Source organism: Neobacillus niacini, assembly GCF_000759675.1.
GTDB lineage: Bacteria > Bacillota > Bacilli > Bacillales > Cytobacillaceae > Neobacillus > Neobacillus niacini_A.
The window spans coordinates 155,816-169,082 of record NZ_BAWM01000045.1; the positions used below are offsets into that span (position 1 = coordinate 155,816).

Consider the following 13,267-nt stretch of genomic DNA (forward strand, 5'->3'; position numbering starts at 1 on the left):
ATTGACTAGCAAGATTGTATCATAAACCCAGTCTAATTGCGAAATCAGCCATAAATTGATTGTATACCATTTACTATCGCGTAAAATGTCGGAGCATTTTAATTTAACATTATAACAAAAGTGTTTATAATTATAACAATCCCGGAAGGAGGTGGTTACGATAAAGAAGGTAAATTTTCTTCCCATCGCATTGCTGCTTGCCTTCATATTCTTTTCCGTTCTTCATACTTCCAACTTATTCATTCAATCACATCATTCTAATAAAGCTGTGTTAATGATAGATGATTGGAGTATGAGTTCACAAACCGACGATGAAGAAAAACATTTATTTCATCTTGATTTTGTCAAAGTACTTTGCCTAATCTCATTGGTCGTAGTCACCCTTCACAGAATCTTTTCTAATAACCACACCAGAAACTTCATCTTTCTCGTTCCGGTTTTTCATCAATCGAATTATGTAATCTCCTCTCCCCGCTTGTAAACTTAGAACTTACAATAAGGGAGGAAAAAACAATGTGGATTCGCTATTTGATGATTGGTGTATTTTCATTAACAGCAGCAGGAATGCTTACGTATCAAGGCATAGAAATTTACCATGCTTTCATGGATTTTTTTAAACAAAAATAATTTAGAATCCCGCGGGTTTTAGTAATAATCCCGCGGGATTTTATATTTATTCCGCCTGAATTTGGATTAATCCCGCGAGTTTTAGAGACATTCTCGCCAGTTTCCACAATAATCCCGCGAACCCATTATTGCAAACAAAAAGACACCTTCTAACAGGTGCCTCTCTCCAATCTATTCCGCCTTCATTTGTGCAACTTTCTCTTTTACTTCTTCAATATTCCTCATTTTGTTATCCCAGCATTTTTGGCTAAGGTCAACCGGATATTCCTCTGGATTCATGGTCCGCTTATATTCGTCCCAGAGAGCGTCAAGGTTTTGCTTCAAATAAGCACGAGACTCTTCTAGACATGGGATTGCATAAACAAGTTCACCTTTAGAATAAATAACTTCATGGAGCTCTTTTGCCGTAAAGTTTGTTATGATCTTGTTCATATATGTATGCGTTGGGTGGAACATTCTTAGACGCTTCTCAGGCAGTTTTTCGTCCGCAAGTGTAATATAGTCCCCTTCTGCATGGTTGTTATTATTGTTGATGATTCGATAAATTTTCTTGATACCAGGAGTCGTGACTTTTACTGGATTGGAAGAAATTTTAATCGTATCCCCCATTTTGCCGTTCTCGTCTTCAATTGAAACAATTTTGTAGACAGCACCAAGTGCCGCTTGGTCAAAAGCCGTAATCAATTTAGTCCCAATTCCCCAACTATCAATTTTCGCGCCCTGGGCTTTCAAGTTTAGTATCGTATACTCATCCAAATCACTCGAAGCAAAGATTTTTGCATCCTTAAATCCTGCCTCATCGAGCATTTTACGTGCTTCCTTTGAAAGATAGGCAAGGTCACCGCTATCTAAGCGAATCCCTACAAAATTAATAGAATCACCCATCTCCTTAGCCACCTTAATGGCATTGGGAACACCCAATCGTAGGGTATCATACGTATCAACTAAAAAGACACAATCCTTATGGGTTTCAGCATATTTACGGAAAGCCACATATTCATCTTTATATGCTTGTACCATTGAATGAGCATGAGTACCGGATACTGGAACTTGAAACAATTTACCAGCCCGAACATTACTTGTTCCTTCAAAACCAGCTAGGTATGCTGCTCTCGTACCCCAAATAGCTGCGTCCATTTCCTGCGCACGACGTGTACCGAATTCCATCGCTATTTCGCTTCCAAGAACCTGCTTAATGCGAGAGGCCTTTGTCGCAATCAATGTTTGATAATTAATGATATTTAAAAGTGCTGTTTCAATCAACTGAGCTTCAGCAAGCGGGGCATCTACGCTTAAAATGGGCTCGTTTCCAAAAACAAGTTCCCCTTCTTTCATACAGCAAATGGTCCCTGTAAATCGCAAGCCCTTTAAATAGTCTAAAAAGTCGTCCTGGTAGCCAACTTCATTTTTCAAATACTCCAGATCATCTTCTGAAAAGTGGAAGCCCTGGATATACTGAATAACTTTTTCTAAACCAGCAAATACCGCATAGCCATTCCCAAACGGCAGCTTACGGAAAAACAATTCGAACACTGCGCGTTTATTATGTATACCGTCTCTCCAATACGTTTCTACCATATTAATCTGGTATAGATCAGTATGCAGAGTTAAGCTATCATCCTGATAAATGTTTTTCATCATAACCCTCCGAAAAACTACTTTTTCAACATATTCAATCATTTTACCATTATAAAACCTATTTAACCAGCGCTCCAAGTGATTGTTCTAAGTGCCCTAATGCCCATTCATGTCCCTTTTGATTAAATGAAGCGACAGCTTCTTTATAGACAACGATTTTAAAGCCCTTATTGTAGGCGTCTACCGCCGTATGAAGAACACATATATCTGTACAAACTCCAACAAGGTGAAGCTCTGTTATCCCCTGTTCCCTAAGCTTGATTTCAAGGTCAGTACCAGCGAAAGCGGAGTACCGTGTTTTATCCATGAAATAAACATTCTCTTGCTCTTTATTCTCTTCATACAGAGTTTGCAGTCCACCAAACAAATCTCTCCCTGCAGTTCCACGAATATTATGCGGCGGAAATAGTTTTGTTTCTGGATGAAAGGAATCCCCTTTATCATGTACATCAATAGCAAAAACGATATAATCACCATTATCGATAAATTCACGTGTCAATTGAACAATCTTCTTTTCAATTGCCTGCCCCGGCTGACCGCAGGTTAACGCCCCTGCATCTGCTACAAAATCGTATGTATAATCAATATTAATCAATGCCTTTTTTTCCATTTCAAAACCTCCCCATTCTTTCTTTGTCCTATAAATATTCTGTACCGAGATCATCTTTTCCTCTAAACTTAAAAAGCCCGCTCCACAATGGAGCGCGCCTTTTTCAGCTATATCTCATTCCCGGTTCCCAATCGCTTGGTTTATCGAGTGGACGAATATCATCAAGTGGTACAAACACCTCTAAATGTCGGTACAAGTTGGCAAACTCAGCGGGAAGTAATCCACCAAATTCACCATCCAGATTCAATTGTACCTTTTCACTAGAATGTACTTTAATCCGGCTCGCTTTCGCATAAATGACATTAGGGTCATTAACATGCTCACCACGAATAGCTAAAGTAGCGACACGAATAAACTCCGCTAAATTAATTTTTTTCAAAATGAGCAATGAAAATAGCCCATCGTTGATAGATGAATCTGGTGCAATCTTTTCAAAGCCGCCAATTGAATTCGTCAGCCCCACAAGGAATAACATGGCTTCCCCTTCAAAAAGCTTGCCATCATACTCAATACTTATATCTGATGCTTTAATGGAAGGGAGCATTTCCATCCCTTTTAAATAGTAAGCAAGCTGCCCAAGCATCGTCTTTAGTTTACTTGGAACTTCGTATGTAAGCTCCGTGATTCTGCCGCCACCAGCAATATTAATGAAATAACGGTCATTGATTCGACCAATATCCACTGGAATTCGCTCACCTTTAGTGATAATATCAACCGCCGCACCAATATCTCTTGGTATATGGAGAGCTCTTGCAAAATCATTTGTTGTACCTGATGGAATAATTCCCAATTTCGGTCTGAACTCCTGCTCCGCAAGGCCATTGACCACTTCATTTATGGTACCGTCACCACCAGCGGCAATAACAACATCATACTGTCGTTCAACTGCTATCCTAGCAGCAGCTGTTGCATCACCAGCACCCGTTGTCGCATGGCAAGATGCCTCATATCCAGCAACTTCAAGTTTCTCCAGAATCTCCGCTAGATGGCGCTTTAGAATTTCCCGTCCTGAAGTAGGATTATATATCAATCGTGCTCGTTTCATTATTCATCATCCTATTTTTATGAAATCAATAAATGGCATATGATGGGTATCTTCTATATTCTACCAATTTGCTCCTTGGCTTACAATTATTAACCCAAGACACAAATATTATTCTATCCATATCTCTGCCGTCTACTATCATACCCTTTTTTTATTTTTTTGCAAAAAATAATATGTGAATTAATTCGTATTTAAACTAACATAATGAGTATTGGTGATATTAATATGATACTTACCCTCCCCAGACTGGTAAACAGAATTTCTTTCTACGCCTTCCATACCACTCGGATCCCCTTTTTCCGTTACCTGCCAGGCTCCATCTTTACCATTTACTTCACCTACACCAACGGCTTCAATATTTAAATTGCTTGTTTCCGCAACCTTTACATCTATCGATCCTGCTCCATTTATACTCCAGTCATTTTCAAGTGACCGTGGGTTTAACATAATTTCATTTCCGTTACCTATTACCTCAAGTTGCACACCCTTTGGGATTAGAATAGTTGAAGCAATTTCTTCATGGCTATCAAATGGTCCCAATTCATTAGGAAGTGTCTTCACATTTATATATAGTGTATCTCCCTTTTTATTCGCATACACATAGTCATTTGCACTTGTTATAAGCTTTTCCTTTTTAGCTGTCTGTATCCGGTAGGTTCCAAACATGGACACTTCTTTTTCATCCGTTGCTTCAATTGTTGTTTGGTAACCTACGGTTCTAAGGACAACACGCTTGATACTATCATCCATCTGATAGGAAAAGTCAGGCAGCTCAAACGACCGCTCCTCCCTAGCGACCACTTCCTCCACTTTTCCCATAATCCCCGTTGCACTAAGTGTCGCAAACAATATTCCTACCATTCCTAGCAATCCAACAAAGATTATACTCACAAAATCATATTTTAAAAAGGGCTTCTCCTGCCTCGAAAAAAATAAGTAGAGGAGAATTTCAATCCCAAGAACGATTAACAAAATCGGCCACCATGCCGACATCACATGAACAAGATCAAATCCTAGAAAACGTGAGAGAAAAAGGAAGAGACCAAGAAAAACAAGCGAAGCCCCCATTGAAAGCGTACCAACACGCCAAGTTCTCATTCCTGCCCCTCCTTCCCTTTTCTAAAAAGGAACCCAATTCCTGCTCCGATTAAGATTACCCCTGTTAGTGTGTTTTTCCACCTTCTCATGATTTTTTCTCCTCCCTTTTTTGCTTGCTGCCGGATAATAGCTTAATGCCTCCGCCAATTAACAGCACACAGACAATCCCCGTTTGAAAATATCTTTGTACCCAATACATTAAATCTATCTTGATCATATTAGACAGCATCGGGGCAAAGACAGGAATGATCACATTCATGATTAGGTAATAAAGCCCCATCACTACTAGACCAATTCCAACCCACTTTTGATGGTTAATAAAATAGGAAATAATCGGTACATCGTCGATTTCTTCCTCACCATATTTTGATACCTTTTGCATAGCATCAAAAAAGCTATAAAACCAGATAATCGGAATTAGGAACAAGAAGATCCCAAGACGTAAAATATCTAAAATATAGATAGAAAACAGGAACGATGCCATTAACTGAATCCCGCGTTTTTGTAACCCTAGGTAGAGGTGTCCTGCACCAGGGAAAATGGAAAGGAAGGTGGCAATGGACTTGCTCTTCTTTCCGTCTTCTCTCCGTGTTTCAAAGTCCTCAAAAATCGTCCGATCGATAAGCTCCTCACCGCGCTGCTTTTTATTTAACTGCTGGACAGCGTCAAAAAATCCATAAACCCAAATGATTGGCAGCCCAGCCATGAAAACCATAAACTCTCCGCGGTTGCTAAGTGCCGTTACAAATATCACCATTACAGCAAGGCCTAAAAATGCTGCTAGCAATGTTACACCACGGTTCATTAAACCGAGTTGAAAATGCCCCAATCCTGGTACAAACGATAACGCAATCGTATAAAATCTTTCTGACTCCTGAGTTACCAGAGAAGTAGGTACATCGGGGTTGGCTGCTTTTAGCGCTTTCTTTTGTTTTGAAATTTGCACCCCCATATCGATAAAACTTATTAAGTAGATGAAAATACCTGCCATGAAGGAAAGGATCGCTATCTCCACTGCATGCGACACTAATCCTATGACCGTAATAAATGCGCAGCCAACAACAGCTAGTAGGTAAAGCACCCCGCGAATCATGTTGCCGAAATAAATATGACCGAGGCCAGGAAAAAGCGATAATGTTAACGCCTTCGTTGAATTTTTCATTTTTTATTTGCCTCCTTTTTCTCCAAAGAATCCATCCATGCAAATGTCTTATCAATAACGCCTTCAGTCACTGAAAGCTTTTTTTCCTTCATGTCTTTAGGTGCTTCTACAGCACTTGCATACGTAGCAAGCGATTGAAACACTCCAGAAAAAGTAAGCAATAGTGTCGCAGCAGCAGCAATCAAATAGTGGAAAGCGGCCTGTTGATAGAATGGCTTTTTTGCTTTTACTGGTTGCTTTTTAGGAACGGGATTTTCATTGACCACTTTTTGTTTCGAAATTTCCTCCATTACTAGGTCTGTAAAGCTGGACTCGTTTGAAAGGACCGGAAGTGATGATTCATGTACGGATATAGCTTGTAAATAATTCTCTAGACATTGGTCACATGTATACAAATGACTTTCTAGTTCCTCGCGGGTCTTGTCACTGACTTCGTCTTTAACATAGCTCAACCACTCATCATAACTGTAATGCTTCATGAAAAATCGTCCTCCTTCCAATTCTTTTTCATCCAAACACGGGCCCGATAAAGCTTTGTTTCAATTGTTTTCACCTGTACATTTTGTTCTTCGGCCATTTGCTGATAACTTTTTTCAGCTATATAAAAACCGTAAATGACATCTCGATAATTCTCAGGAAGCTGGTCTAGTCTTTTTCTTACGAGCCTTTGCCTTTCATTAACAATCAGTTCTTTCTCAACACCATCCTTTGGAGTGCCAAGTGATTGATGTTCCAAATCCTCTACCATTTCTTCTTTCCTTCGTGCTTGTTTTCTCTTTATATCTATTGCATGATTAACAGCTATTCTGGTCATCCAAGTCTTAAATCCTTGATTTTCATATTGGGAGAGAGAGGTATATATTTTCACAAATACTTCCTGAGCGGCATCTTCCGCTTCCTTTTGGTCACGAAGAACAGCAAAGACGGTCCGGAACACATCATTGCGGTACTTCTCAACCAAAAGGCGAAAGGCATGATCACTGCCGACCAACACTTTTTGTATTAAAGCTAAATCACTAATCGCTCTCTCCCCCTTTCTATCTGACCTTCACCTTAATAGACGAAGTGATATTTACAAACCCCTACACTTCTTGTGAAAAATATTTTTCTTTTATCATCTATAAAATAGTAGCATAAAAAAGACTGAGGAATGCCAGACTTAGGTCATTGTCATTCGTTTGAGGGATTTTACCAACTATTAATCCACTTTAAAATGACTTTTTTAAGATTTACGTGCAGATTTTCAAGTTTACGTGCCAAATGGATTTCGGCACTTTCAAAAACAAAAAAAACGTGCGGCATAGTCGCACGTCTTAGGTATATATCTATCTATTCTTGCAGCATTAATACACAAACATTACAGTCGTGTGGAATTACGAAGGAATCTTCGTCTGATAAGGAATCTGATAAATCCTGAAGGGCCTTCTTCCTAACTCCTGCTTCCAATTCTGCCAGCCAGGAGACGGATTCCACTCTTTCTACCCATTCTTGCTTTGTAAAGGTAACGGAAAAGTTAAGTTTGTAAAAATCTCTTAGTTCAAACCCATTCCTTTGCCATTCATCGAACCACTCAACTGGAAAGCCATTAATCCTCTGCTTAGAATCCGCTTTAGTCCCTGCTGGCTTTAATCCACCATTCACGTATCTTGATAGGACTTCAAACGTCTTTTTCACCACGGATGGTCCTACAAGAAAACCAGAATCAATCACAAGTAGTGTCCCTTTTGCTTTTAATATTCGCTTCATTTCTGTAATTGCCTTTTCACGGTCAAACCAGTGCCAGGCACGCATAACCGTTACCATATCAAACTGAGAATCTTGTAAACCAGTATCCTCAGAAGTACCTTGCAGATAAGGTATTTTGTAATTTTTCAAACGATTTAAAGCAACTGCATATTGCAGTAATTCTTTTGATGGATCCACCCCGGTAACATCGGCTTTCCTCAACGCCATTTTTCTTGAAAAGGCACCTGTACCACAACCAATATCTGCAACTTTTTTCCCATCGAAAAAAATACCTCGGATATAAAGGCTATCCATTAAACTTACGGGAATATCTTCTCTTGCCTTGGCATAACTTTTAGCTACTTGACCAAAATCGATATGTTCCATGCCGGTCGCTCCTTTAATATTTCCTATTTCAGGAATTATTAAAATAATACCATTGAAGTATGGTAAAATGCTATTGTTAAAGAAGATACTCTGACAAAGGAATGATGATATGCTCTGGTTGTTACTCCTTTCCGCCTACTTGATAGGGAGTATTCCTACTGCGCTGATTGTGGGCAAGCTTATTTTTGGGGTTGATATTCGCGACCATGGAAGCAAAAATCCTGGTGCAACGAACACATTAAGGGTTCTTGGCAAAGGATCTGCCATTATCGTGGTACTCGTTGATATAGGTAAAGGTGCACTTGCTGCTTACCTTCCTTTATACTTCAACCTTGATGTTGACCCACTTTATTTTGGTCTGATTGCTGTGGTAGGACATTGCTTTCCTATATTTGCAGGCTTCCGTGGTGGAAAAGCTATCGCTACAACTGCCGGAGCCTTAGCAGTAGCGAATTTCCCTCTGGCTGTAATTGCTTATGTTACCTTCTTTTTGGTGATTTTTTTAACAAAGTATGTATTTTTCGGCTCCATCTCTGTAGGAATTAGCTTACTAATTTATTCTTATTTTTCGCCAGAAATAAAATTTGAACTTATTTTTTTATTTTTCACGTTATTTTTAATCTATCTTCACCGCTCTAATATTCGTAATCTTATACTTGGAATCGAACCAAAAATAAATGATAAAAATCTAATCAACGACCGCATTCCTCCCAAAAATAGCAATATAAAAATGTAAAAAGAATCCCTGGCTAAATACCAGGGATTCTTGTTTTTTATATAATGGCAGTCATAATACTGTTTGCAACAGTTTGCCAAATCGATGAATCAGTTTGATAGGTTTTCCCAAGACTCTTATAAAAATCCATCTGCTTTTCTTGAAAGTCTGGAGCATCCTTATCCGGAAGTTCCGCGCGGCCCTTTTCAACAAGTGCTTGCATTTCAGGTGCACGAGGTCCCCATACTCCTACTTCATTTCCTTCTTGATCAATGAAAATGAAAATAGGAATCGCTCGAGACGTTCCGTTTGTTAAGTATTGGTCCATGAGCTCTAGGTTTTGATCCCTTAGCACAAATCGAACTTCTATATTTGCTGCTTCAGCTAATCTTAACAATACTGGATTATTAAGCTTGGCATCACCGCACCAATCTTCTGTTAGAACAATGGCTCGTAACTTTTTCGATTGGAATGCTTCAAGTTTCTTTTTATCCTCTTCCTTCAACTCAAAGCGATCATAAATGGAAACCATGCCTTCTTTATTGACCTTCATTAAGTCAATGTATTCATCCTTCGTTAAACCTTTTTGAAACCAAGAATTTAATTCCAATCTAAAAACACTCCTTTCACTACTTTTATCATAAACCTTAAAAAACCCACTTTCAAACTTAGGGATTACACCTTTCCCTTCTAATATACTACAAGCACTTTTTCCTATTTTAATAAAACTATAAATTACCACTAGTAATAGTCATGTCTTGTTGATAGAATATTTTTTAAATAGAGAATATTATTTTACTTATATTTTACGATAACAAAGGGGGAAAATGTATGTCCAATGAAACTCTTCAGCTAGTATCAATTGGAATTTACCTAGCCATGATGCTTTTTATCGGTTGGTATTCCTATCGAAAAACTAGCAATCTAACGGATTATATGCTTGGGGGAAGGTCTTTAGGTCCTGCTGTAACCGCCTTAAGTGCGGGAGCTGCTGATATGAGCGGCTGGCTGTTAATGGGCTTACCTGGAGGAATTTATGTAACCGGTTTAGCGGATGCATGGATTGCCATTGGTTTAACAATTGGTGCTTATCTTAACTGGTTATTAGTTGCACCTCGTTTACGTTCGTATACACAGGTTGCTAACGATTCTATTACAATTCCAAGTTACTTAGAAAACCGTTTTAAAGATAATACAAAACTACTGCGTATAGTATCAGGTGTCGTTATTCTTATTTTCTTTACCTTCTATGTATCTTCGGGTCTAGTTTCTGGAGCGGTCTTCTTTGAAAGCTCCTTTGGTACAAGCTATCTTACGGGACTTCTCATTGTTGGAGGTGTAACCATTGCCTATACCTTATTTGGAGGATTCTTGGCAGTAAGCTATACAGACTTTATTCAAGGACTAATGATGTTGATTGCCCTGCTCCTTGTTCCTGCAATTGGAATTTTCACTGTTGGTGGTCCTGCAGAAACATTTGATACGATTCGAGCGATCGATCCTACTTACCTAGATTTTTTCAAAGGAACTACAACGCTTGGAATTATTTCAGCGATGGCCTGGGGGCTTGGTTATTTTGGCCAGCCGCATATCATCGTACGTTTTATGGCTATCACCACTATTAAAGAAACAAAAAGCGCCCGACGCATTGGTATGGGCTGGATGATTTTCTCGCTTATAGGTACTGTCTTTACTGGATTCATTGGAATTGCTTACTTCCATAACAATCCACAACATGTATTAGAGAATCCAGAAGCAGTATTTATTGAACTAAGTCAGATTTTATTCCATCCCTTATTTGCTGGATTTGCTTTAGCAGCCATACTTGCTGCAATTATGAGTACAATTTCATCACAATTAATCGTTACATCCAGTGCACTAGTGGAAGATTTATATAAAGTGGTTATGAACAAAAAAGCTTCAGACAAACATCTTGTCTTCTTAGGAAGAATGGCTGTTCTTTTGGTAGCAGTTGTTGCTGCCATCCTTGCTCTCGACCAAAACAGCACCATACTAGACCTTGTCGCATATGCATGGGCAGGTTTCGGTGCAGCATTCGGTCCAACTATTTTACTAAGCCTATTTTGGAAAAAGATGACCAATTGGGGCGCTCTTTTCGGTATGATTGTAGGAGCTGTTACCGTTATCGTTTGGAAAAACGTTGGGCTTGGTGACACACTTTACGAAATCGTTCCAGGTTTTATCCTCAACTTTATAGTGGCTGTTCTTCTAAGCTTAATCACTTATAAGAAAAATGAGGCGATTGAAAAAGAGTTTGATGAAAGTGTCCGTTTATTAAAACAAGAATAGACGTAAATGCCCGGCATCTAATCCGGGCATTTTTTATTTATTTGTCCGGCAAATTACTACATTTTCCAGTTAACTAATCAATTGATTAAAAACCCTGCAATCCTTGATAAATGGGGGTTTTTCATTAAAAAACGGTAGAATCTTGTCATCTAACCAAACGTTTGATTAAATGTCGGGATTTCTCTTTACTCAAAGGCTTTTCACCCTAATTTCACAAAAAAAGATTGTCGATTCATCAACTAAAGTCTATGAGTCGACCATCCTTTTCTTGAAACCAGTTATCCTTCGACAAAAATCCTCAGCAGGGCTATTAATCAAACGATTGATTAGAATGCCGATAAGCCCTTTTACATAAAGGCTTTTCTACAAAAAATGGGTAGAAGCATGGCGACTAATCAAACGTTTGATTAGTTTTGCCAAAAGCCCCTGTATATAACTTTTTCCCGGGAAATCACAAAAAAAGATTGTCGATGCTTTTTCGACAAAAAAACTGGCAGACTGTAATCTGCCAGCTAGTTTTTATCTTTTGCTTAATTCCTGCTGTAATAATTGGTTGACCATTTGTGGGTTTGCCTGCCCCTTTGTTGCTTTCATTAGCTGCCCAACGAGGAAACCAACTGCCTTATTTTTACCATTTTTAAAATCTTCAATTGATTGTGGATTCGCATCCAGAACCTCAGAAATAATCTTAAGAAGTGTCCCCTCATCAGAAATTTGTACGAGCCCTTTGTCCTTAACGATTTTCTCAGCATCGCCGCCGTTTTCAATCAACTCTTTAAAAACAGTCTTGGCAATTTTCGATGAAATCGTTCCGTTCTCAATGAGCTTAATCATACTTGCTAAGCTTTCAGGTGTTAATGCAATTTGATGGAGTTCTTTCCCCTCAGAATTCAAGTAAGCAGAAACATCTCCCATTATCCAGTTGGAAGCCAATTTCGCCTCTGCACCTGCTGCTATTGTACCTTCAAAGAAATCAGCCATTTCTTTCGTTACTGTTAACACCTTAGCGTCATAAACTGGTAATCCTAGTTCTTCTACATAACGCTTTTGCCGCTGATCCGGAAGCTCTGGTATTTCAGCAGCAATCCGTGCCTTCCATTCCGCATCAATATAAATATCAAGTAGGTCTGGTTCCGGGAAGTAACGATAATCATCTGAACCTTCTTTTACACGCATGAGTAAGGTAGCACCTGTAGCTTCGTCAAAACGACGAGTTTCCTGATCAATTTCCCCACCGTTAGAGACAACTTCACGCTGCCTTTTCTCTTCATATTCCAGACCTTTTCGTACAAAATTAAAAGAGTTTAAGTTCTTTAATTCTGTCTTCGTTCCAAACTCTTCTTGTCCAACTGGACGAATGGAAATATTGGCGTCACAACGTAATGAGCCCTCTTCCATCTTACAGTCAGAAACACCTGTATATTGGATAATCGATTTTAATTTTTCAAGATAGGCATAAGCCTCATCAGGCGTACGAATATCTGGTTCAGAAACGATTTCCACAAGAGGAGTGCCCTGCCGGTTATAATCCACTAATGAATAGCCATTCCCGTGAGTAAGTTTTCCTGCATCCTCTTCTAAATGAATCCTTGTGATTCCAATCCGTTTTGTGTAGCCATTTACCTCAATATCAATCCACCCATGCTCCCCGATTGGCTTATCAAATTGGGAAATCTGATAGGCCTTCGGATTATCTGGGTAAAAATAGTTTTTTCGGTCAAATTTCGTATGAGTGGCTACCTGACAATTCAAGGCCATAGCTGCCTTCATTCCGAATTCAACCGCTTTTTTATTTAGGACCGGCAACACACCAGGATAACCAAGGTCAATTACACTTGTATTTGTATTTGGTTCAGCACCAAAATGGTTTGGGCTTGCCGAAAATATTTTCGAATCGGTTTTTAACTCAACATGAACTTCAAGACCAATCACTGTTTCAAATTCCATCTT

Annotated in this window: 12 protein-coding genes; 2 read left to right on the top strand and 10 right to left on the bottom strand. The window is 39.0% G+C overall.

The features are described 5' to 3' along the window. Positions 1 to 798 precede the first annotated feature (798 nt). The 8 genes from TR08_RS17615 to TR08_RS17650 form a co-directional block, all read right to left on the bottom strand. Positions 799 to 2,265, bottom strand: a complete 1,467-nt coding sequence (locus TR08_RS17615; RefSeq protein WP_045520344.1) for a nicotinate phosphoribosyltransferase — start codon at positions 2,263 to 2,265, stop codon at positions 799 to 801. A 58-nt stretch (positions 2,266 to 2,323) separates the two neighbouring features. Then, a complete protein-coding gene (locus TR08_RS17620) occupies positions 2,324 to 2,875 on the bottom strand; it encodes a cysteine hydrolase family protein (protein WP_081954537.1) in 552 nt (183 codons plus the stop codon). Between the two features lie 103 nt (positions 2,876 to 2,978). After that, on the bottom strand, positions 2,979 to 3,920 hold the full coding sequence (locus TR08_RS17625) for a diacylglycerol kinase (RefSeq protein WP_045520346.1): 942 nt from the start codon (positions 3,918 to 3,920) through the stop codon (positions 2,979 to 2,981). 180 nt (positions 3,921 to 4,100) lie between these two features. Further along, on the bottom strand, positions 4,101 to 5,018 hold the full coding sequence (locus TR08_RS17630) for a hypothetical protein (RefSeq protein WP_045520348.1): 918 nt from the start codon (positions 5,016 to 5,018) through the stop codon (positions 4,101 to 4,103). Between the two features lie 85 nt (positions 5,019 to 5,103). Next, positions 5,104 to 6,180, bottom strand: coding sequence for a hypothetical protein (locus TR08_RS17635; RefSeq protein WP_045520350.1), 1,077 nt, complete (start codon positions 6,178 to 6,180; stop codon positions 5,104 to 5,106). After that, the gene (locus TR08_RS17640; protein WP_045520351.1) at positions 6,177 to 6,659 is read right to left on the bottom strand and encodes an anti-sigma factor family protein; all 483 of its coding nucleotides are present in this window, start codon (positions 6,657 to 6,659) and stop codon (positions 6,177 to 6,179) included. Before TR08_RS17640 ends, TR08_RS17635 begins: the two co-directional genes overlap by 4 nt. Further along, on the bottom strand, positions 6,656 to 7,201 hold the full coding sequence (locus tag TR08_RS17645) for an RNA polymerase sigma factor (RefSeq protein ID WP_045520352.1): 546 nt from the start codon (positions 7,199 to 7,201) through the stop codon (positions 6,656 to 6,658). Before TR08_RS17645 ends, TR08_RS17640 begins: the two co-directional genes overlap by 4 nt. A gap of 308 nt (positions 7,202 to 7,509) precedes the next feature. Continuing rightward, complete coding sequence (locus TR08_RS17650; RefSeq protein ID WP_045520354.1) at positions 7,510 to 8,292, bottom strand: class I SAM-dependent methyltransferase; 783 nt, start codon at positions 8,290 to 8,292, stop codon at positions 7,510 to 7,512. A 109-nt stretch (positions 8,293 to 8,401) separates the two neighbouring features. Between TR08_RS17650 and plsY the strand changes: the two genes are divergently transcribed. After that, positions 8,402 to 9,028, top strand: a complete 627-nt coding sequence (gene plsY, locus TR08_RS17655) for a glycerol-3-phosphate 1-O-acyltransferase PlsY (RefSeq protein WP_045520355.1) — start codon at positions 8,402 to 8,404, stop codon at positions 9,026 to 9,028. 37 nt (positions 9,029 to 9,065) lie between these two features. Here plsY and TR08_RS17660 read toward each other — a convergent pair whose 3' ends face one another. Beyond that, the gene (locus TR08_RS17660; protein ID WP_045520356.1) at positions 9,066 to 9,617 is read right to left on the bottom strand and encodes a thioredoxin family protein; all 552 of its coding nucleotides are present in this window, start codon (positions 9,615 to 9,617) and stop codon (positions 9,066 to 9,068) included. Between the two features lie 221 nt (positions 9,618 to 9,838). Here TR08_RS17660 and putP point away from each other — a divergent pair, with 221 nt between their 5' ends. Next, the gene (putP, locus tag TR08_RS17665; protein ID WP_045520358.1) at positions 9,839 to 11,317 is read left to right on the top strand and encodes a sodium/proline symporter PutP; all 1,479 of its coding nucleotides are present in this window, start codon (positions 9,839 to 9,841) and stop codon (positions 11,315 to 11,317) included. A gap of 519 nt (positions 11,318 to 11,836) precedes the next feature. Here the strand turns inward: putP and gatB are convergent. After that, positions 11,837 to 13,264 (bottom strand): Asp-tRNA(Asn)/Glu-tRNA(Gln) amidotransferase subunit GatB, encoded by a 1,428-nt coding sequence (gene gatB, locus TR08_RS17670; RefSeq protein WP_045520359.1) that lies wholly within the window; start codon positions 13,262 to 13,264, stop codon positions 11,837 to 11,839. Positions 13,265 to 13,267: the final 3 nt, after the last annotated feature.

Excerpts from the sequence above, each read along its gene's own strand:
- TR08_RS17615 (WP_045520344.1), bottom strand. The coding sequence starts at position 2,265 with ATGAAAAACATTTATCAGGATGATAGCTTAACTCTGCATACTGATCTA.
- TR08_RS17620 (WP_081954537.1), bottom strand. The coding sequence starts at position 2,875 with ATGGAAAAAAAGGCATTGATTAATATTGATTATACATACGATTTTGTA.
- TR08_RS17625 (WP_045520346.1), bottom strand. The coding sequence starts at position 3,920 with ATGAAACGAGCACGATTGATATATAATCCTACTTCAGGACGGGAAATT.
- TR08_RS17630 (WP_045520348.1), bottom strand. The coding sequence starts at position 5,018 with ATGAGAACTTGGCGTGTTGGTACGCTTTCAATGGGGGCTTCGCTTGTT.
- TR08_RS17635 (WP_045520350.1), bottom strand. The coding sequence starts at position 6,180 with ATGAAAAATTCAACGAAGGCGTTAACATTATCGCTTTTTCCTGGCCTC.
- TR08_RS17640 (WP_045520351.1), bottom strand. The coding sequence starts at position 6,659 with ATGAAGCATTACAGTTATGATGAGTGGTTGAGCTATGTTAAAGACGAA.
- TR08_RS17650 (WP_045520354.1), bottom strand. The coding sequence starts at position 8,292 with ATGGAACATATCGATTTTGGTCAAGTAGCTAAAAGTTATGCCAAGGCA.
- plsY (WP_045520355.1), top strand. The coding sequence starts at position 8,402 with ATGCTCTGGTTGTTACTCCTTTCCGCCTACTTGATAGGGAGTATTCCT.
- putP (WP_045520358.1), top strand. The coding sequence starts at position 9,839 with ATGTCCAATGAAACTCTTCAGCTAGTATCAATTGGAATTTACCTAGCC.
- gatB (WP_045520359.1), bottom strand. The coding sequence starts at position 13,264 with ATGGAATTTGAAACAGTGATTGGTCTTGAAGTTCATGTTGAGTTAAAA.